The 21181-nt window shown below is 55.6% G+C and carries 21 protein-coding genes and 1 pseudogene; 12 read left to right on the top strand and 10 right to left on the bottom strand.

Going from position 1 to position 21181, the window contains the following annotated elements; all coding sequences use genetic code 11:
• Positions 1-56 precede the first annotated feature (56 nt).
• Positions 57-1301, top strand: coding sequence for a lipoprotein-releasing ABC transporter permease subunit (locus tag AC1RO5_RS14370; RefSeq protein ID WP_493175705.1), 1245 nt, complete (start codon positions 57-59; stop codon positions 1299-1301).
• Positions 1302-1419: 118 nt separating this feature from the next.
• Here the strand turns inward: AC1RO5_RS14370 and AC1RO5_RS14375 are convergent, their stop codons facing one another.
• Positions 1420-2766 carry a heavy metal sensor histidine kinase gene (locus AC1RO5_RS14375; RefSeq protein ID WP_493175706.1) on the bottom strand — a complete coding sequence of 449 codons (1347 nt, stop codon included), beginning with the start codon at positions 2764-2766 and terminating at the stop codon, positions 1420-1422.
• Positions 2766-3446 carry a heavy metal response regulator transcription factor gene (locus tag AC1RO5_RS14380; protein WP_007935276.1) on the bottom strand — a complete coding sequence of 227 codons (681 nt, stop codon included), beginning with the start codon at positions 3444-3446 and terminating at the stop codon, positions 2766-2768. The genes AC1RO5_RS14375 and AC1RO5_RS14380 overlap by 1 nt, the downstream gene beginning before the upstream one ends.
• Before the next feature lie 154 nt (positions 3447-3600).
• Between AC1RO5_RS14380 and copI the strand changes: the two genes are divergently transcribed.
• Both copI and queF read left to right on the top strand, forming a co-directional pair.
• On the top strand, positions 3601-4137 hold the full coding sequence (gene copI, locus AC1RO5_RS14385; RefSeq protein ID WP_019649411.1) for a copper-resistant cuproprotein CopI: 537 nt from the start codon (positions 3601-3603) through the stop codon (positions 4135-4137).
• A gap of 61 nt (positions 4138-4198) precedes the next feature.
• A complete protein-coding gene (gene queF, locus AC1RO5_RS14390; protein WP_493175708.1) occupies positions 4199-5029 on the top strand; it encodes an NADPH-dependent 7-cyano-7-deazaguanine reductase QueF in 831 nt (276 codons plus the stop codon).
• Between the two features lie 85 nt (positions 5030-5114).
• Here queF and AC1RO5_RS14395 read toward each other — a convergent pair whose 3' ends face one another.
• Positions 5115-5378 carry a DUF4404 family protein gene (locus tag AC1RO5_RS14395; protein ID WP_493175710.1) on the bottom strand — a complete coding sequence of 88 codons (264 nt, stop codon included), beginning with the start codon at positions 5376-5378 and terminating at the stop codon, positions 5115-5117.
• Between the two features lie 109 nt (positions 5379-5487).
• Positions 5488-6108, bottom strand: a complete 621-nt coding sequence (gene pcrP, locus AC1RO5_RS14400; RefSeq protein ID WP_493175712.1) for an HAD superfamily inactivated hydrolase PcrP — start codon at positions 6106-6108, stop codon at positions 5488-5490.
• A gap of 200 nt (positions 6109-6308) precedes the next feature.
• Between pcrP and AC1RO5_RS14405 the strand changes: the two genes are divergently transcribed.
• Positions 6309-6998: an MlaA family lipoprotein gene (locus tag AC1RO5_RS14405; protein ID WP_493175714.1), complete on the top strand. Its 690-nt coding sequence runs from the start codon at positions 6309-6311 to the stop codon at positions 6996-6998.
• Positions 6999-7070: 72 nt separating this feature from the next.
• On the opposite strand, the gene AC1RO5_RS14410 is transcribed toward AC1RO5_RS14405, so the two are convergent.
• Positions 7071-7370, bottom strand: coding sequence for a PilZ domain-containing protein (locus AC1RO5_RS14410; protein WP_007935265.1), 300 nt, complete (start codon positions 7368-7370; stop codon positions 7071-7073).
• Between the two features lie 276 nt (positions 7371-7646).
• On the opposite strand from AC1RO5_RS14410, the gene rssB reads away from it, so the two are divergent.
• Positions 7647-8828 (top strand): two-component system response regulator RssB, encoded by a 1182-nt coding sequence (gene rssB / locus AC1RO5_RS14415; protein ID WP_493175716.1) that lies wholly within the window; start codon positions 7647-7649, stop codon positions 8826-8828.
• Positions 8828-9310: an anti-sigma factor antagonist RssC gene (gene rssC / locus AC1RO5_RS14420; RefSeq protein WP_007935262.1), complete on the top strand. Its 483-nt coding sequence runs from the start codon at positions 8828-8830 to the stop codon at positions 9308-9310. The genes rssB and rssC overlap by 1 nt, the downstream gene beginning before the upstream one ends.
• Before the next feature lie 89 nt (positions 9311-9399).
• Here the strand turns inward: rssC and tal are convergent, their stop codons facing one another.
• Both tal and dusA read right to left on the bottom strand, forming a co-directional pair.
• Positions 9400-10326 (bottom strand): transaldolase, encoded by a 927-nt coding sequence (gene tal / locus AC1RO5_RS14425; RefSeq protein ID WP_493175717.1) that lies wholly within the window; start codon positions 10324-10326, stop codon positions 9400-9402.
• A 362-nt stretch (positions 10327-10688) separates the two neighbouring features.
• Positions 10689-11684, bottom strand: coding sequence for a tRNA dihydrouridine(20/20a) synthase DusA (gene dusA, locus AC1RO5_RS14430; protein WP_493175719.1), 996 nt, complete (start codon positions 11682-11684; stop codon positions 10689-10691).
• 431 nt (positions 11685-12115) lie between these two features.
• On the opposite strand from dusA, the gene AC1RO5_RS14435 reads away from it, so the two are divergent.
• The 3 genes from AC1RO5_RS14435 to AC1RO5_RS14445 all read left to right on the top strand — a co-directional run bounded on the left by AC1RO5_RS14435 (position 12116) and on the right by AC1RO5_RS14445 (position 15869).
• Positions 12116-12703, top strand: a complete 588-nt coding sequence (locus AC1RO5_RS14435; protein ID WP_493175723.1) for a DUF1353 domain-containing protein — start codon at positions 12116-12118, stop codon at positions 12701-12703.
• Between the two features lie 203 nt (positions 12704-12906).
• Positions 12907-13752, top strand: coding sequence for a tyrosinase family protein (locus tag AC1RO5_RS14440; RefSeq protein ID WP_493175726.1), 846 nt, complete (start codon positions 12907-12909; stop codon positions 13750-13752).
• Between the two features lie 659 nt (positions 13753-14411).
• Positions 14412-15869, top strand: coding sequence for a hypothetical protein (locus tag AC1RO5_RS14445; RefSeq protein WP_493175729.1), 1458 nt, complete (start codon positions 14412-14414; stop codon positions 15867-15869).
• 69 nt (positions 15870-15938) lie between these two features.
• Here the strand turns inward: AC1RO5_RS14445 and AC1RO5_RS14450 are convergent.
• A pseudogene (locus AC1RO5_RS14450) lies at positions 15939-16153 on the bottom strand (hypothetical protein).
• Between the two features lie 717 nt (positions 16154-16870).
• Between AC1RO5_RS14450 and AC1RO5_RS14455 the strand changes: the two are divergent.
• Positions 16871-17125: a hypothetical protein gene (locus AC1RO5_RS14455; protein ID WP_493175731.1), complete on the top strand. Its 255-nt coding sequence runs from the start codon at positions 16871-16873 to the stop codon at positions 17123-17125.
• 11 nt (positions 17126-17136) lie between these two features.
• The gene (locus tag AC1RO5_RS14460) at positions 17137-18228 is read left to right on the top strand and encodes a DUF6895 family protein (RefSeq protein ID WP_493175733.1); all 1092 of its coding nucleotides are present in this window, start codon (positions 17137-17139) and stop codon (positions 18226-18228) included.
• Between the two features lie 834 nt (positions 18229-19062).
• Here AC1RO5_RS14460 and AC1RO5_RS14465 read toward each other — a convergent pair.
• On the bottom strand, positions 19063-19425 hold the full coding sequence (locus tag AC1RO5_RS14465) for a DUF6124 family protein (RefSeq protein ID WP_493175735.1): 363 nt from the start codon (positions 19423-19425) through the stop codon (positions 19063-19065).
• A gap of 492 nt (positions 19426-19917) precedes the next feature.
• Here AC1RO5_RS14465 and AC1RO5_RS14470 point away from each other — a divergent pair, with 492 nt between their 5' ends.
• Positions 19918-20115 carry a hypothetical protein gene (locus AC1RO5_RS14470; protein ID WP_493175737.1) on the top strand — a complete coding sequence of 66 codons (198 nt, stop codon included), beginning with the start codon at positions 19918-19920 and terminating at the stop codon, positions 20113-20115.
• Positions 20116-20270: 155 nt separating this feature from the next.
• On the opposite strand, the gene AC1RO5_RS14475 is transcribed toward AC1RO5_RS14470, so the two are convergent.
• Positions 20271-21062, bottom strand: coding sequence for a transporter substrate-binding domain-containing protein (locus tag AC1RO5_RS14475; RefSeq protein ID WP_493175739.1), 792 nt, complete (start codon positions 21060-21062; stop codon positions 20271-20273).
• Positions 21063-21181 lie beyond the last annotated feature (119 nt).

Here is a 21181-nt window from a genome sequence, read left to right on the forward strand (position 1 = left end):
ACCCGGCGCACTGAACAGTGCGTCGGGTCTTTTATTTTTATATGGTGCCCCAGCGAATGTTCAGACCGTTATCGATCTTTATCGGCACGCGCTATACCCGCGCCAAGCGCCGCAATCGCTTTGTTTCCTTCATCTCGATGACCTCGATGATCGGCCTCGCCCTGGGCGTGCTGGCGATGATCGTGGTGCTGTCGGTGATGAACGGCTTCCAGCGCGAAATGAGTTCGCGCATCCTCGGCATGGTGCCCCACGCGACCATCGTCGGCGTGAACCCTATCGACGATTGGCAGCCGGTGGCCGCCGCGGCGATGAAGAATCCTGAAGTCACCGCCGCCGTGCCGTTCACCGAGATGGAAGGCATGCTGTCCTACAAGGGCACCATGCAGCCGATCCAGATCAGCGGGGTCGACCCGGCGCTGGAAAGCAAGGTGTCGATCGTTGCCAAACACATTGTTCAGGGGCGTCTTGATGCCTTGAAACCGGGCGAGTTCGGCGTGGTGATCGGCGAGATCACTGCGCGGCGCTTTCGCTTGAACGTCGGCGACAAGATCACCCTGATCGTGCCGGAAATCAGCACTGCACCGGGCGGCATCACCCCGCGCATGCAGCGGCTGAACGTGGTGGGCGTGTTCAAGGTCGGCGCCGAGCTGGACGGTTCGATGGCGCTGATCCACATGGCCGATGCCGCGCAAATGCAGCACTGGCAGCCGAATCAGGTGCAGAGCGTGCGCCTGGCGGTGAAGGATCTGTACGCCGCGCCGCAAGTATCGAGCGACATCGCGACCGGCCTGGGCGCCGCCTACAAGGCTGACGACTGGACCCACACCCAGGGCAGTCTGTTCAGCGCGATGAAAATGGAAAAAACCATGATCGGCCTGCTGTTGCTGATGATCGTCGCGGTGGCGGCGTTCAACATCATCGCCACGCTGATCATGGTGGTGAACGACAAGGGCGCGGACATCGCGATCCTGCGTACCATCGGCGCCACACCTCGACAGATCATGGCGATCTTCATGGTGCAGGGCACGGTGATCGGGATTGTCGGCACCTTGATCGGCGGTGTGCTGGGCGTGATCGCGGCGTTGAACGTCAGTGAACTGGTGGGCTGGATGGAGCGGGTCAGCGGGCAGCACATCTTCAGTTCCGATGTGTACTTCGTCAGCAACTTGCCGTCCGAATTGCAGGGCGCGGATGTGCTGTTGATCTGCTCCGCCGGTTTCATCATGAGCTTTCTGGCGACGGTATATCCGGCGTGGCGGGCGGCGAAAGTCGAGCCGGCTACCGCGTTGCGGTATTCGTGAGTCCCCAATGATCGTTCCCACGCTCCGCGTGGGAATGCCTCAACGGACGCTCTGCGTTTGACTCCTGATGTGACGCAGAGCGTCACTGGCTGCATTCCCACGCAGAGCGTGGGAACGATCAGGTTCGTGGCATCTCAATCACAAACCGCGTCCACCCCTGAGCCGATTCGCAACGAATCTGCCCGCCATGGGCGCGGATGATCGACTGGGTGATCGCCAATCCCAATCCCGCATGCTCACTGCTGCCTTCACGGCGCGCGGGGTCTGCCCGGTAGAAACGGTCAAACAAACGCGGCAACAGGTCCTCAGAAATCCCTTCACCACTGTTTTCAACGGTCAGGCTCAAGCCTGCCGGTTGCTCGACAATCTTTACCCGCACCTCACCACCGGCCGGGGTAAACCGCAACGCATTGTCCAGTAGGTTGGACAGTGCCCTGCGCAGCATGCTGCGATCGCCCTGCAGGCTCGCGCGGCCGTCACGACTCAGCTTCACCCGGGCGTCTTCGGCCAGCGGCGCGAAAAACTCCAGCAGCACATCCGCTTCTTCCGCCAGGTCCAGCGGTTCGCGCTTGGGCATCAGCAAGCCGTGGTCAGCCTTGGCCAGGTACAGCATGTCGTTGACCAGTTGCGCCATCCATTGCAGTTCTTCGAGGTTGCTGTGCAGCGCCTCGCGGTAATCCTCAATGGGGCGAGGGCGGGTGAGGGTGACTTGGGTGTGGGTCAGCAGGTTCGACAGCGGTGTGCGCAGTTCATGGGCGATGTCGGCGGAGAAGGCCGAGAGCCGCTGAAAAGAGTCATCGAGGCGTCCGAGCATGGCGTTGAAGCTGTGGGCCATTTCCGCGAGTTCCGGCGGCATGTCTGCTTCCGGCAGGCGGGCGTTGAGCGATTGCGCCGACACACCGCTGGCGACCGCACTCATGCGCAGCAACGGACGCAAACCACTGCGCGCCGCCCAGGCACCGAGCAGGGCAGTGGCCAGGGCCGAGAGGCCGACCGTCAGCCAGATCAGGTGTTGCATGCGCTGCAGAAAGTGCTGGTGATGGGTGATGTCCAGCAGCAAGGTCAGTTGCGGTGAGTCGGGTTTGTCGAGGAATAACGGCGCATTCAGGACGCGGTAGTCGGTGCCGTCATCACTTACCGTCGACAGGCCCGGTTTGCGCGGTAAATCTTTGGGTAAACGGGCCGAGCTGTCGTATATGCGTTGGCCGTCACTGCTAATGATGCGCAGCGAAAGATCGGCTTGTCGGCTCAATTCATCAGCCAGCCTGGCTTCGGTTTCGCTGGACTTAATGTCATCCAGCGCCCGGCGTAAACCAATCAGTTTACCGTCCAGCAACTGCTGGTCCAGCTCAACAAAGTGCGCCTCGCTGGCGCGGCTGAACAACACCCCGGCGAACAACGACACCACCGCAGTGCAGGCGGCAAACAGCAGGGCCAGACGGCTGCTTAATGAAAGTCGGCGCATCAGGCGGGGCGCTCTTCAAGGACGTAACCCATGCCGCGCACGGTGTGGATCAACTTGTTCGGGAAATCGTCGTCGATCTTCAGGCGTAACCGGCGGATCGCCACTTCGATGACGTTGGTGTCGCTGTCGAAATTCATGTCCCATACCTGGGACGCGATCAGCGACTTGGGCAGCACTTCGCCCTGGCGCCGCAGGAGCATTTCCAGCAGGGCGAATTCCTTGGCGGTCAGGTCGATGCGCTGACCGTTGCGCTCGACCCGGCGGCGGATCAAGTCCAGGCGCAAGTCGGCCAGTTGCAGGCAGGTTTCCTGTGGTGTGGCGCTGCCGCGACGCAGCAGGCTGCGAACCCGGGCCAGCAGTTCGGAGAAGGCGAAAGGTTTGACCAGGTAGTCGTCGGCGCCCAATTCCAGACCGTGGACTCGGTCCTCCACTGCGTCTCGGGCGGTCAGAAACAGTACCGGCGTGTCCAGGCCTGCACTGCGCACCGCTTGCAGAATCTGCCAGCCATCGCGTCCAGGCAGCATCACATCGAGAATCAACAAGGCGTAATCGCCGCTCAAGGCCAGTTGCTGGCCAGTGCTGCCATCGGCCACCAGTTCGGTGTTGAAGCCGGCCTCGGTCAGGCCCTGGCGCAGGTAATGGCCGGTTTTCGGTTGGTCTTCGACGATCAGCAGTTTCATGGGCGACTCGGGCAGTTTGAACAGGTGCGTTATACCGTGGGCGGCGAGGAAACAGGCCAACCTGACAAAGTTGTAATCTGCCTGTCAGGTGGCTGGCAGAGCCGGCGGGGTAGAGTTTCCCACAAGCTGAACCTCATCTTATTGGAGTGCGACTATGTTTTTGCAAAAGCGTCTGGTACTGGCCGCTTGTTTGCTGACCCTGAGCCTGGGGCTGGAAGCCTCACCGGCGCAGACCTACGATTTCGGTCAGCCGGCCTCGGCCGCCCAGGCTACCCGCAGCGTCGAAGTGGTAATGGGCGATATGACCTTCAGCCCCAAGACCATCGATATCAAGGCCGGGGAAACCGTGCGTCTCGTACTGGTGAATAAAGGCCAGTTGCTGCATGAATTCAACCTCGGCGATGCACAGATGCATGCCAGGCATCAGCAGGAAATGCTCCAGATGCAGCAAAGCGGCATGCTGATGCCTACAGGCATGAAGGCCATGGACCACAGTTCCATGGCCGGAATGGATCATGGCGCCATGGATCACGGCATGAAGCATGATGACCCCAATAGTGTGTTGGTTGAACCGGGTAAAACCGCCGAGCTGACCTGGACCTTCACCAAGGCCACTAACCTGGAATTTGCCTGCAACATCCCCGGCCATTATCAGGCTGGCATGGTCGGCAAACTGACAGTCAGTCAGTAAGCACTCAAAGGCGGGAGCAAAGACTGGTAGAATCTGCTGATTCTTCAGTCAGGTTTCCGCCATGCATCCCGCAGCCGAACATTCGCCGCTGGGCAAATCCAGCGAATACATCGCCACCTACACGCCGTCCTTGCTGTTCCCGATCCCGCGCACCGCGAAATGGGCCGAGCTGGGCCTGACCGCGCAAACCCTGCCGTACAAGGGCGTGGATTTCTGGAACTGCTTCGAGCTGTCGTGGCTGTTGCCGTCTGGCAAGCCTGTGGTGGCGATCGGCGAATTCAGCATCCCGGCGGACTCGCCGAACATCATCGAGTCGAAGTCGTTCAAGCTGTACCTCAACTCGCTGAACCAGACGCCATTTGCCGACACCGCGAGCCTTGAAGCGACGCTGGTGAAAGACCTCTCGGCCGCGGCCGGCAAACCGGTGGGCGTGCGGGTTCGCAGCCTGAAAGAGGTAGAGGCGGAAGGCGTTGTGGCGTTGCCGGGCGTGTGCATCGATGACCTGGACATCAGCGTCAGCAACTATGAGCATCCGCGTCCAGAACTGCTGCGTTGCGATGAGTCGCGCATTGTTGAAGAGAGCGTGCACAGCCATTTGCTCAAATCCAACTGCCCGGTCACCAGTCAGCCGGACTGGGGCAGCGTGGTGGTGGAGTATCGCGGCGCGGCGCTGGATCACGCGAGTTTGCTGGAATACATCGTGAGCTTCCGCCAGCACTCGGACTTCCATGAGCAGTGCGTGGAGCGGATTTTCCTCGACCTGCAGCGGCTGCTGAAGCCGGAGAAATTGACGGTGTACGCGCGGTATGTGCGTCGTGGTGGGCTGGATATCAACCCGTATCGCAGTACCGAAGAGGTGCAACTGCCGAACCATCGGCTGGTCCGACAATAAAGAACCAGTGCGGGATTGCATTTGCAAATCCCGGATATGAAAAAGCCCCGCTATCGATAACGGGGCTTTTTTGCATCTGAAGGGTTCAGATCCCCATGTTGCCCAAAGCCTGCACAATGTTGCGCAAGGTGCCGGCCAGCGTGGGATGTTCGAGTTCGAAGCGCTCGACGGCCAGGTTTACGTTGTCTGAGAGGCTGGAGTCTTGGGTTTTGGTTTCCAGCTCAATCTCCAGCTGGATCTGTTGCATCAGCGCGTGCAGGTCTTCGCGCTCGGCTTCGGTCAGTGGCGGATTCTGTTCCAATTGCTCGCGCAGTTTATTGAGCTGTTCTTGCAGTTCGCGGGCGGGCATGGCGTTCTTCCTTTTATCGATAGGCACTGGCATAGACCGCAGCAGCACGCCAAAGGTCTATGGCTGACCTTTAGATTAATCCACTCGCGCGCAACCTGCATGATCTCAGTCAGGGCTTTTCGCCTTTGAGCCGACGCAGGCTGATATCGGCCAGGCAGGTGTCGAGTTCGCCCAGATGATCGATCACCGAATGCACGCCCAGGCCGAACAACTGCACCGTCGCCTTGCCGCGCAAGTGTTCCCGTTCCTTCTGGCTCAAGGCTTGCCATTCGTTCGGCGCGAGCCCGCAGAGCGAGCCGCAGGACGCCAGGCCAATGGTCCACAGCCCGGCGTTCAGGCCCGATTGCAGCAGTCGCGGCTCGCCGCTGACCAGCACGCAACCGTCCAGGCGTTCGACATTCAGCGCCATCAAGGCTTGCCAGCAGGCATTCGGCGCCGGCCACGAATTGATTGTTTCAGAGTGTTGCGAAGATTTGATCCAGGCCGGAAGTGCCGCGGCCAGAGAATGGCTGAGGGCGGGGGGCAGTTCATCAAGCCAGGCGCAGGGAATCCGTTGTCGCTGCAAGCTGGACAGGCTCTCCAGGGCGCCGGGCGTGACCTCGGCGTGCTCGGCAGAAACGGCGCCGTGCTGGCGCGTGCGCGCACCGAAATCCACCAGGCAACCACTGAGGCCGAACAGCACGGCGGTCAGATTCGGAGCAGCAAGGGGCAAGACTTCGGCGTGCGGCATGGAAACGTCCCTGAAATAGCGACAAGGCTATTCACGGGCGGTGACAATTGAGTGACAGGGATATGAATCGCTCGCCGTCAGGAGGCGTCGTTCGTAGACCATCGTGCACGATGCTGCCTAAACCGGGTTTTCCGTCATATACTAGCGGCCTTTGCGGCTGGGCCGAGCGCCCGCGTCAGTACAATCCAAGGAGTTTCTCTATGCGCTGGAGCAATCGACTCGCTCAGCTTTGTATGTGTGCCAGCGTGTTGCTGGTTCCGTTCGCAGCTCAGGCTGCCACGGAAGAAGACCCTTGGGAAAGCATCAACCGCCCGATCTACAAATTCAACGATTTTGTCGACACCTACGCACTGAAGCCGTTGGCTCAGGGCTACCAGTTCGTCACGCCGCAGTTTCTGGAAGACGGCATCCACAATATGTTCCGCAACGTTGGCGATGTGACCAACCTCGCCAACGACGTGTTGCAGGCCAAGCCCGCAGCGGCTGGCGTTGACACCGCGCGTTTGATTTTCAACACCACCTTCGGCCTGCTGGGCTTCTTCGACGTGGGCACCAAAATGGGCCTGCACCGCAACGACGAAGACTTCGGCCAGACCCTCGGTTACTGGGGCGTGGGCAGCGGCCCGTACGTGATGCTGCCGCTGTTGGGCCCAAGCACCTTGCGTGATGCGCCTTCCAAGTATGTCGACGGCTATACCGGTCCGTACCGCTACATCAACGACGTACCAGTGCGTAACTCGATCTTTGGCCTGAACATCGTCGACACTCGCGCCAGCCTGTTGTCGGCCGAGAAACTGGTCACTGGCGACAAATACACCTTTATTCGCAATGCATACCTGCAAAACCGCGAATTCAAAGTCAAGGACGGTAAGGTCGAAGACGATTTTTAATCTCGACCGGTAAAGCGAAGAGGGCGGCCCATTGGCCGCCTTCTTTCATTTGGCTTGCGGGTCAAATCAGGGCTATTTCATCTTCAGGATTGTAAGCCCGAGTTTCTGGCCGCCACCGTCCTGTGCTTTCACCCACACCACCTCGGTGTCGGCCTCAAGGCCTTTGAGCGCTGCGTGATCGGAATCGATCCGCACGCTGAGCCGGTCACCTACCTTGAATGAGCGGGGCGCCTCCAGCTGCATGCCACTGCTGGAAAGGTCGATGCAGACGGCTTGCACCTCATCGCCTTCATGAATCAGCGACACATCGGCATCAACCCGCATGCGGATGAAATCGCGCTTTTCGCTGTAGTCCCGATCGGTTTGGCTCATGGGCTCGATCCTTCCTTTGGGTTACGGTTTTGCCTGTTCTTATAACTCTCGGTGATTTGACAAGTAAAGACGTCAAGCGACCATCGGCGTGAGCTTGAAACGCCTCGCGGATGGGAGTACCGTCTGCGCCTTAGAAGGGCACCTCTGGTGGAACAGTGAGTAGGGCAAACGCTCGAAAACGGTGCAGCAGAGAGGCTAGAAAGCGAATCCAGTAGTGTGTGCAGGGCCAAATGCCCAGCCTGCTACGCCAACCTAATTCTGGCGCCGTTTGCCCACATGCCAAAAACCAGTGCCACGCTGCTGATAATCGATGATGACGAAGTAGTGCGTGCGAGCCTCGCGGCCTACTTGGAAGACAGTGGTTTCAGTGTCCTGCAGGCCAGTAACGGCCAGCAGGGTCTACAGGTATTCGAGCAAGACAAGCCCGACTTGGTCATCTGCGATCTGCGCATGCCGCAGATGGGCGGACTCGAACTCATTCGCCAGGTCACCGAACTGTCGCCGCAAACCCCGGTAATCGTGGTTTCGGGCGCCGGTGTGATGAACGACGCCGTCGAGGCCCTGCGCCTGGGCGCAGCGGACTACCTGATCAAGCCTCTCGAAGATCTCGCCGTGCTCGAGCACTCCGTGCGTCGTGCCCTGGATCGTGCGCGCCTGCTGCTGGAAAACCAGCGCTACCGCGAGAAGCTGGAAAAGGCCAACCGCGAGCTCGAAGCCAGCCTGAACTTGCTCCAGGAAGACCAGAACGCCGGTCGCCAGGTGCAGATGAACATGCTGCCGGTCAGCCCCTGGACCATCGACGAGTTCCAGTTTGCGCACCAGATCATCCCGTCGCTGTACCTGTCGGGCGATTTCGTCGACTACTTTCGGGTCGACGACCGTCGGGTAGCCTTCTACCTGGCAGACGTTTCCGGTCATGGCGCCTCTTCAGCCTTCGTTACCGTGCTGCTGAAGTTCATGACCACGCGCTTGTTGTTCGAATCCAAGCGCAACGGCACATTGCCGGAATTCAAACCTTCAGAAGTCCTTGGTCATATCAACCGGGGCCTGATCAGTTGTAAGCTGGGTAAACACGTCACAATGGTCGGTGGAGTCATCGACGAGGAGACAGGTTTGTTGACCTATAGCATCGGCGGTCATCTGCCGTTGCCTGTGTTGTACACGCCAGACAGTGTTCGTTACCTGGAAGGGCGCGGTCTGCCGGTGGGCCTCTTCAACGAAGCCACCTACGAAGACCACGTACTGGAGCTGCCACCGGTATTCAGCCTGACGCTGATGTCTGATGGCATTCTGGACCTTTTGCCAGAACCCACACTCAAAGATAAAGAAGCTGCTTTGCCTCAACGGGTGAAAGCGGCGGGCGGCAGCCTGGATGGTCTGCGCCAGGTTTTTGGATTGGCCACGCTAGGGGAGATGCCGGATGATATCGCCCTGTTGGTGTTGAGCAGGAATCTTTAATGAGTACCGGTAGAATCCAGTTCGCCGAGCAGGACGGCACCTTCGTCCTGAAGTTCGTCGGTGAAGTTCGCCTGACCCTGTGTTCGGCGTTGGATGCGACTATTGAGCGGATCTTCACTGCGTTGAATTTCAACGCCATCGTGATCGACCTGACCGAAACCCGCAGCATCGACAGCACCACCCTTGGCCTGCTGGCCAAGCTGTCGATCCTGTCGCGGCAAAAAGTCGGCTTGCTGCCGACCGTCGTCACCACCCACGAAGACATCACCCGTCTGCTGCAGTCCATGGGCTTCGAGCAAGTGTTCAACATCGTTGACCGCCCGATCCCATGCCCTGAATGCCTGACCGATCTGCCAGACCAGGACCAGTCCGAAGAAGTGGTGCGGATCAAAGTCCTCGAAGCACACAAAATCCTCATGGGCCTGAACGACTCCAACCGTGAGGCGTTTCATGACCTGGTGAACGCGCTGGAGCGTCATTGATTCCCTGAAGAGGCTCCATCACCCAAATTCAACACAAAAAAAGGGCGAACCTTGATGGGTTCGCCCTTTTTGCATCCAGCTAACTCAAATCACAGCTTGGCCTGCAACAACGCCTCAAGCTTCTCCTGGTCCCGAGCAAACTGACGAATGCCCTCAGCCAGCTTCTCGGTCGCCATCGCATCTTCGTTGGACAACCAACGGAACTGCGCTTCATTCAAGCTCAGACGCGCTTCACCGGCATGCCCCGGCGCCAATTTGCGCTCCAGCTTGCCGGTATCCGCCGCCAGTTTCTCCAGCAGATCCGGGCTGATGGTCAACCGATCACAACCGGCCAACTGCTCGATCTGATTCAGATTACGGAAGCTCGCACCCATCACTACGGTTTTGTAGTCATTGGCCTTGTAGTAGTTGTAGATGCGCGTCACCGACTGCACGCCCGGATCATCCGCGCCGGTGTAGTCGTTGCCGGTGGCCTTCTTGTACCAGTCGTAGATACGGCCCACGAACGGCGAAATCAGGAAAACCCCAGCGTCAGCACACGCCGCCGCCTGAGCGAAAGAGAACAGCAAGGTCAGGTTGGTCTGGATGCCTTCCTTTTCCAGCTTCTCGGCAGCGCGGATGCCTTCCCAGGTCGAAGCGATCTTGATCAGTACACGGTCACGGCCAATACCGGCCTTTTCGTACAGGTCGATCAGACGGTGCGCACGCTTCAATACGGCGTCAGTGTCGAACGACAGGCGCGCATCCACTTCAGTGGAAATACGGCCAGGAATCACCTTCAGAATCTCTTGCCCCACCGCCACACCAAAACGGTCACTGGCCAGGCCCACATCGCCCTTGCAGTCGCTGACGCAAGCGTTCAGCAACTCGGCATAACCGGGAATGGCCGCTGCTTTGAGCAGCAGGGAAGGGTTGGTGGTGGCGTCCACGGGTTTAACGCGAGCGATTGCTTCGAAGTCGCCAGTGTCGGCAACCACGGTGGTCATTTGTTTGAGTTGTTCCAGCTTGGAAGTCATGGGCGTGCTCTGTCCTATGGGTCTAATGACATTACCCGAGCGCTGACAGCCACTCAAGGGTGCATGTGCGTATCGAAGGCCCCAGCGGCAACATCCTGAAAACGGATGTTTGAAAGGCGGGGCGCGGTCTCGGTAAATACGATGCTGAAATGGGGGGCAGGTTCAATGGAGGTGACGGTTAGCGTGCTGAGCAGGCCTGAGCCATGTCCTCAATGCTTACCGATTTGGCCTGGCCGGTTTGCGTATTAGACCTTTGAGCACTCGGGCCGAACAAGCGACGGCCACGATTTCAAAGCTACCATTTTCTAACGAGACAAAACGCGATCACCGGTGCGCGAAGCCTACGAACGAGCAATGAAGGATCAACGTCCCTCCAACAATTCTGCCGCCTGATCCAGTAACGCCAAAGGCTCTTTAGCCTTGTGAATATCCACCGACAACAACTGCCGAAACTTGCGTGCCCCCGGAAACCCGGTGCCCAAGCCCAGCACATGCCGAGTGATGTGATGCATCGCCCCGCCGGCCAGCAAATGCTCGGCAATATAAGGCCGCAACTGCGCCAGCGCCTCGGCCCGGCTGATCACCGGCGCCGTGCTGCCGAACAGCTGCTGATCCACCTCAGCCATCACATAAGGATTGTGATACGCCTCACGGCCCAGCATCACGCCGTCGAACGTCTGCAAATGCTCGTGACAGGCCTCAAGCGTCTTGATCCCGCCGTTGAGAATAATCTCCAGCTCCGGAAAATCCGCCTTCAACCGCGCCGCCACGTCATAGCGCAGAGGCGGAATGTCGCGGTTCTCCTTCGGCGACAACCCCTCCAGAATCGCAATCCGTGCATGCACCGTAAAACTCGTGCACCCGGCATCCCGAACCGTGCCGACGAAATCACACAACTCCTCGTAACTGTCCCGCCCATTAATCCCGATCCGATGCTTCACCGTCACCGGAATCGACACCGCATCACGCATCGCCTTCACACAATCAGCCACCAACTGCGGATGCCCCATCAGGCACGCACCGATCATATTGTTCTGCACCCGATCACTCGGGCAGCCGACATTCAGGTTTACCTCGTCGTAGCCGTGGTCCTGGGCCATGCGGGCGCAGGCGGCCAAGTCCAGCGGGACACTGCCGCCGAGCTGCAGGGCGAGCGGGTGCTCGGCTTCGTTGTGACGCAGGAAACGGTCGTGGTCGCCGTTGAGGAGGGCGCCGGTGGTGACCATTTCAGTGTAGAGGAGGGCGTGCTTGGAGAGCAGGCGCAGGAAGAAGCGGCAGTGACGATCGGTCCAATCCATCATCGGGGCGACGGAGAAGCGACGGGAGAGCGGGGCGGGTGTGGCGGTGATTGGAGGCATTGGCGTTTCTGGAATGGGTGAGGCTGGGAGGTGGGGAGTTTATCAGGATTGGGCTTGTGGGGCTCGGGCGAGTCTTGCTGCGGTAGTTCAAGGGTGATGGAAGGGGGGGCAGCGAGATAGGACGAGAAAATAATTCTGTCCCCCATTTTTTTTCGTCCCAGAGTCCGCTATTGGTCGAGACGATCCATAGCTCCACCTCTATTGGATCGGCCTCAAGACAAGGCGCTATTTTTTAATTGGGATCAAAGGTAAGGCTGAAAATTTTGCACTTTCTGTATGGATGGGAGGGAGGGTTTGGGTGGAAGTGCTTAGATTAAAAGTGAAGGTTTCCTACTTTGAAAAAGTATATTTATTTGCAAACTTATTGTAAAGGTGTGATCTAGATTGGAAAGTGTGGGGGGTGTGGTGATCTTTAGTTTATGGAGTATGTTATGGATGATAAATTTTCTGCAGATCCGCAACTTGTATGGATTAGTGATCCTAAAGCTTCGGACCGATACATGAGGCTTACTCGTGAGTTTTGGTATGACGACCCAAAAGGTAAACGCTGGGCTGCGCCTATTAATATGAAAACTGACGGAGCATCCATTCCCCGCGCGCTATGGACATTGGTGGGATCTCCGTTCACTGGCGATTATCGAAGAGCCGCTCTTGTCCATGATCAGGCCTGCGTAGACGTTAGCAATGGTATCGGTAGTCGTCGCGCAGCTGATCGAATGTTCTATCATGCATGTCGAGATGGTGGTTGCTCGATTCGAGATGCAATTATTTTGTATGTCGGCGTGCGGGTTGGATCGGTCAAAAGTGTGGTGTCTGCGTGGGAGTCAACTAATACGGATTTTCGACCTGTGTTGGTAAGGAGCACTGGGGATGAGAATATGGCGAGAGATTTTTGTGCTAGTGCCGATCAAGTGCTGCATGATGGCGAAACCGATGATGTTGACGAAATCGAACGGCGTACTGATATCGCTTTTTCTCTAAAGACTGGTGTTGCGTTATCCGAGTTTGTTAAGAGTTAGACAGCGATTTTTGATGCGCACTTTTAATCGCATCAATAAAAACTACTTGTTTTAGCGGAAATGGGGACAGATATATTTTTTGACGGACGCGTCCGCGTGGAGAAATAGATCTTTCCCCGTTTTCGCCTTCATGCACTCGGACATCCGCAAGCTAAGTTTGTCTAGGCACCGTAGCTCAAAGTTCGCGGTAAAAGGAGATCATAATGGCATCGGTACATCAGCAGCACGTTGCTCAATATCACACGGCCATGTCGGAGCATTCCCACCATGGCGGGCACGACATGTACATTGTTCACCGGGATTGGCACCAGCAGAACCGAGAGCCTCCCCCTCCAGCCCGGCCCGACAGGAACTGGGGGATAAACCTCGTCTTTGGGTCGAACTTTCTTCAGATGCATCACGAGATGGTCAAGGCTACAGCGACGGAGCCCCATCAGAACATGATGCACGAGAGCATTGTCGCATGGTATCAATCGCAGAATTTAACCCTGCCACAACTGTGGGACTCACAAAAGCCAATCCCTGTGGAGCTCGGATACACGCCTGACCCTAGTGTTTACCCAGAGGAAATCCGGCAAGCCGTCCTGCAGGCGGCACAAGAAAGTGGAGTGACCGCCGAGAAGCTCCTAACTAGGCGAACTGACAATCCCGCGTTCGTGCTGCCGCGCTATTTCTCAATTGAAGGGGTTGGCTCCGGGGAGCTAGGTGAGCCTATTACTGGCGCCAGAAAGCTCGCCGATTTTAAAAACACGAACCAGTTGGGATGTTGTCTCGTTTACCCCCACAACCAGTGGCACGGGGCTATTGGCGGGGCGATGAGTAGCACTTGGACCGCCATTGCCGATCCGATCTTCTATTTTGGCGTCCACTGGTACATTGATCGTGTATTCGACGACTATAAGTCCCTTCACGCGCAGCGAGGCATCCGTCCACTCGATCTGCATGTATTGGAGTCTGAGCAAATCGATGTTCAGCCAGAGTTCACGGCGGAGCAGAAGGCTTGGGCGGAGGCGCAGGCGGATATCAGCAAGAAGCTCCATCGCTGGTAACGGTCTAACAAACGATGTATTGGCTGATGACCGCCTCACGCTCTGAGGCAGTATCCATCCGGCGAACCCGTTTGGTAATCGCATCTGTGTTTTGCGCAGAAGGTTCAAGGGCTCAGATTTGACGTGCCAGCGTGAAAAAAAGGCATTTTTACCGCTCAATGCATGGGTAGCTAGGCCGGGTCGACTTTTTCAACACCTCGACCCAAAGTGTCCATTCGTACTCCGCGCTGCAACCTGCCGAGGTTTGGAGGCTGGTCTGTTGACTTACCTCGTTTGAGGGGGGACCAAACAATAGCGCGACTATCTTTTTGCTTTTGTGGTTGAGTCAGACTTAACTCTAGCTTCAGGCACCGCGGCCAATGGAGAAACGCGATGGGATGCAATGTCCAACCAAGGGATCGGATGGAGTATGTCCAGAATCTGGTACTAGATTTCTTCCAGCAAATGGAGGGTCTCGATGTAGGGGTCACTCTTGATACATCGCTGGGACCGCACGGTCTAGGCCACTCGATGGTCAAGCGCAAGACATACCACGGAGGTATTAGTAGCAAGTTAAGCGCAAAGGGGTGCTCAATGAAGACCCTCAGACCCAACGACTTCGCCGACAGTAAGCTCAAGTCAATCGGTGATATTGCCACTCTCGTTGGGAAGGACCTCGTATGAAGCACACCGCCAGGTACGCTGCCATCGTTGCTGTGTTGTCATATCCTTGTCTAGCAGCGATTCCCGCGTCCAATGACTCAACAAGCCAGTACAGCGACGGGATGTTCCTGTTACCTGATTTGGAAAACCCTAAAGAATTCTATCTCATCATCATCGAACCCAATGACGGTAGGGAACCTGTCCAGCTCACTTTACCTGAAGGCAGTACGGGTTTGCGTGTGAGTAAGACTGCTCTTCCAACAGGTGACTGGAAGTGGAAATACAGAGTACCTGGTCGCGACGTTTCAAGTCTTGAACTGAAAACTCCCCAAGTCCTTCAACTCGGAGCCATGGATCTGGTCGATGGGCGCTTCTCGTTGGTTTGGAAGCCAGTGCCGAGTGCCAAACGTTACGTCATTTCAGGCCAAGCTCGCACTAAGGTTACTCCGGACGACGATCCGCCGTGGAGCAAAATTGAGAGTTCATGCTTTGCAAGTGTTTGCGCCCGAGAAAACCTCGCCACATCGGCAATTGAGCTTAAAACAGGCTCTGAGGTTAAGTGGCAGATCACTGCTCTGGATGTGGACGATATCGTCCTGGCTAAGAGCGCAGAGGCACATATTCAGATGGAAAATAGTTGGGTACAAAGGGTCAGTAAGTCAGGTTTGAAGCTCCAACGCTCCGACACATTGTCAAAAGCTACAGCCCCGCTGCCAGCAACGTTGTCCTTCCTGTCAAACGAGTCTACGGGGGAGGGCTCTGGAACCGATGCGTATCAGGGAGAGTTTGCACTGATCTACGACGGATCTGAAAGCTGGGGCGGATTTTGGCCACGCGTCTCGCTGGAGGGCAAGCTCACTTCGACTGGTGACCAGAAGGACGGCGACCAACTCAGGTTCCGGGCTGGCGGATATCGCATTATTGCTGGTAATAAGCTTGGTGAAGGCACAGAGCTGGTCACCAATCTAAAGTACGAAACCGAACGTAAGACTGGAACGAAAAAAGGCCTAATTGAGGTAGGGGTGACGCCAATATACGGATGGCTTGGCCGATATTGGCCTGGTCCCCCCGATAAGGATAAAGCTAATGCCGCTGGCAATTACGTTCGACTACCGTGGCTACAAGTGGCTCCCATCATTTCGTTCGGAGCGGAAACTGGCAAAACATTCGATGTAGGTGGCTCATCCGAGAAGAAAGATACGATCGTGCGCCTGCGCACAACAGTAAGACTCGACGCTCAGCTGAACGCCTTGTCATACGCCCTAGGCACGCGAAACGTTACACCGTATCTTGAGGGCTCTTATTGGAATCTTCCACTGGAAGATGACGTGCGTAACTACCGACTTGGCAAGGCGGGAATGAGCTTTGGGCTCACAGACATGCTGAGCTTTGACCTAGCATACAGCGTTGGCCGAGAGGCACCAAACTTCACGTTTGCTCGGACGAAAAGCGTTGGCTTCGGCCTTAAGTTCTGATTGCCGTCTAGAATCATCGTCTGAGTTTGCCTCGCTATGACCGTCGATAGGCCTGTGGTGCGCAATCCATTAACCGATATCCAGTCTTCTTAGTCGAGCCAGGCCTTGTTTGATATGGCCGGTGTTTTCACTAATGGTCCACAGTGCTCCACGGAATTTCCTCCCCCTTCCCGTGCTCCTTTCTCCTCAACCAGCAGTGTCAACTCCATAATGGCCGCCTCTAGGGCCTGCTGGTTTTCGTACAGCCTTTCCAGTACATCCGGCAGTGAATAATCACCAGGCATGACGTCGACTCCTTTAAAGAAAAACACAGCATAGAACCGGTAGTGCCCATGTCAGGCAGTAATTTCAGCGTGCTTAAAAATTGTACAAAGCGAAGAGGTTGCAGCGGATTAGTCAGACTGGCTGGGGCGTTGGAGGACTGTTAGACCCAATCCATCACCGAAAAGCTTATATTCCTGGGTCTGACCGGCAGCAATCGACCCATCGACCCATTTGGGACATCATCGAGTTTCGCTGAATCGCCGCGCCTTTTGCTGTCCCAGCTTCAAACTGTCTCAGTATTTGCGACGCGGCGTGGATGGCATCCGCAGCCATTTTTTTCACGGTGCTCTCCCCGTCAATTCGCAAAACTGGATCCTTCTGCTCAGAAATTCACGCCTCGTGCCGCGCTCCATTGCGTCCGGAAAAGACCGGGTCATCATACTGCGAGACCCATTCGCGAAAGGTCACGTGTATCTCAGGGAATTTGTGGCCAAAAGAGACACTATTAAACAAATCGATATAAGGTATATCCCGTTCGATTATTGTTTTACATTGCGTTTTGTTATAGGTGCGTGGTCGACGTCTGCGCTTTTACTATATCCTTTCCTGGAAGATGGCGGAGTAAGTAGTGCGGAGCATTGATTAGGAGAGCTTCCGCCTTGCATTTTATTCATTCGTGTGCCAAACCTTTGTCTTGTGGGTGCCGTCAACATCAAAATACGTACAGGAGAAAAGTTATGGATCCGAAAATCACAAATGCGGCCGAACTACTTCTTGGGCCGAACACAAAGTTGAAAGACTTAAAGCATAATGGACTGGGACATGATCCGGTGATTAACGGCAGTTGGGCTGCCGCTTGGTCACATTACATTCTGGCAGGTGATGCGTATACTGCGCCAGCGCTTGATGGCACTGGCTCTTTAGATATTAAAGGGGTGAAAATTGGCCCGGAAAATACAGTGGCCGAACTGCTGAACGCAATTAAGCAATAGGAGTTGCCTCTATGAAAAGCCAAGATGCGTTAGAAGTTATTTGGAAATGGCTTGAGTTGAATCTTGGCTTTTTTGATCCGCGTGATCGGCCGCCGGCTCATCAATTGTCGTACCTTAAAGCTTATGATGAGTTGTGTCTGTTAGGGGTGTTGCAGAAGAGGCATTCCGCTACATATCTAACTGATTCTATAGTTGAACATTGCCTGGCGATTATTAGACCGCTTCCAGTTTCTTCCGTATTTATTGAGAATATTGCCCACTTCCAATTACTTTCAATGCCAGCAGCACTTCAGTGGTTGAGTAGTGAGCGGGCCAATATAAGAGATTTGCTTGTTTTATGCATTCCCGAGATGGATATTTTAGCTACCGAGAGATTGCCTCACAGAACATTGGATGTTGCATATTGTTCGGAAGTCCTCGGTCTAGATGTAGAAGTGTTTTCCGGCCAATGCTCTAGGCTTGATGTAGTGAACACGTCTCTCTCTCTTACAAATGTTGCAAATGGGATTTCACCCCATAGAAGCACTGTCAGTGACTTTTATGCTTTGACGCATACTCTGTTTTTTTTAGCTGATTCTGGCGGGCAGCCACTTCCGAAGAATTTATTTTTTAACAAAACTGATGCGCTTTTTTCGGCTCTAGAGCTTGGGATTCTTCGCTTTTTGCATGAGCGAAATTTCGATATTGTTGCTGAGTTGATTTGGAGTCTTTTGATTATAAATAAATGCGTCGGACCTATCGCTTTACTGGCTATAACAACGATTGCATCTCATGTGAGTGAAAAAGGTTATCTGCCTGGTCCAGATTTATCTGGTGAGCTTCGCGTTGATGCACAGGATATACATATTTATAAAAATTATCATTCAACATTGCTTGCTGTGGCGATATTTGCAAATGAAGCCATCGAGCATTCGCTACGGTCTAATTTTTGTTCCGAGGTTGCAGATTTAAAGCTTACGGTGTTTGATGTGATCGGAGCGAAACTGAGCCAGTGCGCCAATGCGCATCCATTGATGCGCAAGGAGCTTACGGTTGAGTTGAAAGATGAATTTCGGATGGTGGATTATTTTAATGAGGAGCGCTTCATGGCTGCCCTTGGGTAAAATTGCATGGCTTTCAGTGAGGTGACCGATATGACGGACGTGTGGTTCACAAAGAGCGGGAAATGCTTACTGAATAAAGAGATGCTCAAGTACTAGGTACTGCCGGCAGTCGGCCTAAACCTGACATTCGAGGATATGCCTCAATTCGGCCAGCAGCAGTTTGTGATATATCACGAAACCAGGCGCTCAATGCTGGAGGCTACGGAACAGGGACTTGTCGATACCTGTAGGGCAGTAAATATACCTCAATAGAAAGCCCTTGAGAACGATGTAGCGCTTGTGTTGATGTATTCAGCCGCATGCTGTGAGCGTTCGCTATCGGGCGAAATCAGAACCGCGCTGACAGTCTGCTTTTGGCCGATTCTGTTGAAAAAGTCCGACCTGGGCTGACTGCCCATGCATTGATTGCTGAAAACGCCAATTTTGCAGGCTGCTACGTAAAATTGGCGCCATGAATCTCGTGCGCAACGCGCAGATTTAAATCTCAGACGCGTACTTTTCTGCGGTGGAAATCGAAGCCGACTTTTTCAACAGAATCGGCCGATTGCTGCCTGTCACCAAGGGGAGCAATTCAACAAAATATCTGCAGTGCCCGTGATAATCAGCCATCACATGTCGCTTAAAAATTGCTACAAAACGAAGGGTTTACAGTGGCTTAGCTAGGTTGGCTGGGGCGTTGAGGGACTGCTGCATCCAATCCATTATGGGAGCGACGGAAACGCGACAGAAGTGCGTGGCGAGTATCTGCCCCCATTTCTCCTATCGTCGTCTGCGTTTCGAGCGATGTTGGTGGCGCGAGGAGCTCACGCCCCTCACGCCAATGTGCACCATTGATTACTCAGACGGCTCCACGTTATCCAACGCCTGATTCACCGCCAGTTCCCCCAACATGACCACCTGCGCGATCCCCAGCAGCGTTTTACGGTGTGTCCCTTCCAGCAGCGCTGCAAAATCACTAAGCATAACCGTGGCCGAGCCCAGTGACTCGCAGGCGTTGGCCAGCAAGGATTCGGTGTTGTACTTCGGGTTGGCGAGGAACATGCGCTCGGGCTCGTTGGCCGTGGCCATGATCTGAGCGGCCGGTTTGAGGTAGTGGTCGAGGGCGCGTTCGGCGGCTTCGTGGAGCTTTTTTGAGTCGAGTGATTCGTAGGGGGATGTCGGGTCTGTGACCGGCGGGTTGGGTGTGGCCTTGAACATGGTGAAACTCCTGATTATTCATTAGGAGCTACCAACATCACTTGCAGATGATGGGTGGCAGCTGTGCGCGGGTCTGCAAGACCGGGAAACCAGGAACCCGGCAGACCCGAAGGTCTCCCGCACAAAGCCGCCATTGAGCAGACACAAACGAGCGTCCTGCGGCAGGGCTATGCGACTGGTATTCCGGCGGGCTTGCAGACCCGATCACTGATGAACAGTGACGGGAATCAAGTTACCGGGGGGAGCCCTAGACGCATAGCCGGCGGATTCTGGCGCAGTCGTAGGCAACGACGCAAGGCGTTGTAGGCTTGGTGAAGTAACTGCGAGTGTCTTTAAACGCTCATCTAAACAGGTGGGTCGCTTCAGAGAAAACAAGGATGCTGAACCAACGCTGTCGCTCAGCAATGTTTCATCAAGTTTGGCAGCCACGTGGCATAGGATGACCACCTAAGCTTGGTGTAGCCACGCCTCCAGCCCACAGGAAACAAAAAGATGATCTCGAACCTCTTCAAAGCCATGCTGATCACCGGTGCTTTGCTCTTGAGCGCCTGTTCGGGTGTGAGCACCAGCACGTGTTTTTCAGAAGCGTGCCAATCGTTCGATGGCCATAGCCCCAACAAGGTGAACTTTGGAGGGAGCGCGATCGGCAACAGCTTTAATGAGTACAGCTCGGGCTTGCTGCACGATTAAGGAATGACGCAACGGCTTGGGTGTTTTCGCCGTTGCGTGATTTGCCTGATGAACCGCGTGTTCTGATTTTACGACTGCTGCGCAGCCGAACGCAGCCTCGCAGGCTCGACAGCTGCTACGGTCGAATGCAGGCTTCGCCAGCTGCTATGTATGGGCTATTTGGCTTCTGGTGTAGCTATCCACTGACCCAGAATTTTCTGGTAATTCCCCGTCACCTTGGCCAGATGCAGCCACTGATCGACATACAACTTCCAGCTGATGTCATCGCGCGGCAGCAGATAAGCCTTCTCGCCGTACTGCATGTATTGCGTCGGGTTGACCGCGCACAAACCTGGTTTGAGTTTCTGCTGATACAGCGCTTCCGATGCATCGGTAATCATCACGTCAGCTTTCTTATCCAGCAGCTGCTGGAAGATGGTCACGTTGTCGTGCAGCTGCAATTGCGCTTTGGGCAGGAAGGCGTGGACGAAGGCTTCGTTGGTGCCGCCGGCCGGTTCGACCAGGCGAACGGAAGGTTGGTTGATTTGTTCGAGGGTCTGGTATTGCGCCTGATCTTCGCAGCGCACCAGCGGGATTTTGCCGTCGACATCCAGTGTGGTGCTGAAGAAGGCTTTTTTCTGGCGTTCCAGGGTGACGGAGATGCCGCCGACGCCGATGTCGCATTTGCCCGCGAGCATGTCGGGCATCAGGGTTTTCCAGGTGGTCTGGACCCACTCGACCTTCGCGCCCAGGCTGTCGGCCAGCGAGCGGGCCATGGCGATGTCGATGCCCGAGTATTCGCCGTCTTCACCTTTGAAGGTATAGGGTTTGTAGTCGCCTGTGGTGCAAACGCGAAGTTGGCCTTGTTGCAGGACGGTGTCCAGGTGCGAAGGGCTTTGCTCTGCCTGAGCGCCGCAGGATAGAGCCAGCAGGCCACAGAGCAGCATTGTGCTTTTTATGGTTTTCATTGTTCTCGGGCTTTTGTGACGGAGTGGGGTTCAAGCGGGAGTCAGTGTAGTGAAAGCACTTCTCGACTGTCATCCAGTGGTCCAATATCCCGATCGTTCCAATGCGTGATACGTGTCAG

The organism is Pseudomonas sp. GW822-FHT02G04 (genome assembly GCF_058802085.1).

Excerpts from the sequence above, each read along its gene's own strand:
- tal (WP_493175717.1), bottom strand. The coding sequence starts at position 10,326 with ATGACTTCCAAGCTGGAACAACTCAAACAAATGACCACCGTGGTTGCC.
- AC1RO5_RS14460 (WP_493175733.1), top strand. The coding sequence starts at position 17,137 with ATGAAAAGCCAAGATGCGTTAGAAGTTATTTGGAAATGGCTTGAGTTG.
- AC1RO5_RS14445 (WP_493175729.1), top strand. The coding sequence starts at position 14,412 with ATGAAGCACACCGCCAGGTACGCTGCCATCGTTGCTGTGTTGTCATAT.
- AC1RO5_RS14470 (WP_493175737.1), top strand. The coding sequence starts at position 19,918 with ATGATCTCGAACCTCTTCAAAGCCATGCTGATCACCGGTGCTTTGCTC.
- rssC (WP_007935262.1), top strand. The coding sequence starts at position 8,828 with ATGAGTACCGGTAGAATCCAGTTCGCCGAGCAGGACGGCACCTTCGTC.
- rssB (WP_493175716.1), top strand. The coding sequence starts at position 7,647 with ATGCCAAAAACCAGTGCCACGCTGCTGATAATCGATGATGACGAAGTA.
- AC1RO5_RS14395 (WP_493175710.1), bottom strand. The coding sequence starts at position 5,378 with ATGCCCGCCCGCGAACTGCAAGAACAGCTCAATAAACTGCGCGAGCAA.
- AC1RO5_RS14405 (WP_493175714.1), top strand. The coding sequence starts at position 6,309 with ATGCGCTGGAGCAATCGACTCGCTCAGCTTTGTATGTGTGCCAGCGTG.
- AC1RO5_RS14410 (WP_007935265.1), bottom strand. The coding sequence starts at position 7,370 with ATGAGCCAAACCGATCGGGACTACAGCGAAAAGCGCGATTTCATCCGC.
- queF (WP_493175708.1), top strand. The coding sequence starts at position 4,199 with ATGCATCCCGCAGCCGAACATTCGCCGCTGGGCAAATCCAGCGAATAC.
- AC1RO5_RS14455 (WP_493175731.1), top strand. The coding sequence starts at position 16,871 with ATGGATCCGAAAATCACAAATGCGGCCGAACTACTTCTTGGGCCGAAC.
- AC1RO5_RS14465 (WP_493175735.1), bottom strand. The coding sequence starts at position 19,425 with ATGTTCAAGGCCACACCCAACCCGCCGGTCACAGACCCGACATCCCCC.
- dusA (WP_493175719.1), bottom strand. The coding sequence starts at position 11,684 with ATGCCTCCAATCACCGCCACACCCGCCCCGCTCTCCCGTCGCTTCTCC.
- AC1RO5_RS14375 (WP_493175706.1), bottom strand. The coding sequence starts at position 2,766 with ATGCGCCGACTTTCATTAAGCAGCCGTCTGGCCCTGCTGTTTGCCGCC.
- AC1RO5_RS14370 (WP_493175705.1), top strand. The coding sequence starts at position 57 with ATGTTCAGACCGTTATCGATCTTTATCGGCACGCGCTATACCCGCGCC.
- pcrP (WP_493175712.1), bottom strand. The coding sequence starts at position 6,108 with ATGCCGCACGCCGAAGTCTTGCCCCTTGCTGCTCCGAATCTGACCGCC.
- AC1RO5_RS14475 (WP_493175739.1), bottom strand. The coding sequence starts at position 21,062 with ATGAAAACCATAAAAAGCACAATGCTGCTCTGTGGCCTGCTGGCTCTA.
- AC1RO5_RS14380 (WP_007935276.1), bottom strand. The coding sequence starts at position 3,446 with ATGAAACTGCTGATCGTCGAAGACCAACCGAAAACCGGCCATTACCTG.
- copI (WP_019649411.1), top strand. The coding sequence starts at position 3,601 with ATGTTTTTGCAAAAGCGTCTGGTACTGGCCGCTTGTTTGCTGACCCTG.
- AC1RO5_RS14440 (WP_493175726.1), top strand. The coding sequence starts at position 12,907 with ATGGCATCGGTACATCAGCAGCACGTTGCTCAATATCACACGGCCATG.
- AC1RO5_RS14435 (WP_493175723.1), top strand. The coding sequence starts at position 12,116 with ATGGATGATAAATTTTCTGCAGATCCGCAACTTGTATGGATTAGTGAT.